Below are 332 nucleotides of genomic sequence, written 5' to 3' on the forward strand. Positions count from 1 at the left end.
CTTTCGCTAAAGCGTCGCCACTCAGGAAATGTTGCTTCTTCAAGCCATACTTTATCAAATCCTAGCTCTTTAAATTTAGCTTGCGCCCATGCAACGGCTTTTTTATCGTTTTCAGTACCTGGTAAGCGTGGACCAACTTCGGTGGTTAGAGATTCAAGTAATTGATAGCTTAAGTCACTGCTGCTGGCATTTGTTCTAAGCTCTGCAACTTGCTGAAGTTGTTTCTCGGTAAACTCAGGCGCAGCGGCGCTGACTAAAAAACTACTGGTAAGTAGTAATCCTGTGATGATTTTTTTCATTATTGACCTTGGCTTGTTAGATATTTACTGGCT

The 332-nt window shown here is 41.9% G+C and carries 1 pseudogene; it reads right to left on the bottom strand.

Annotated features, from left to right (window positions below):
- Positions 1-299 (bottom strand): annotated as a pseudogene (locus CWB85_RS21740) (peptidase M28 family protein); the annotation flags it as partial.
- Between the last annotated feature and the right edge of the window lie 33 nt (positions 300-332).

This window comes from Pseudoalteromonas sp. S1727, assembly GCF_005886375.1.
Taxonomy (GTDB): domain Bacteria; phylum Pseudomonadota; class Gammaproteobacteria; order Enterobacterales; family Alteromonadaceae; genus Pseudoalteromonas; species Pseudoalteromonas haloplanktis.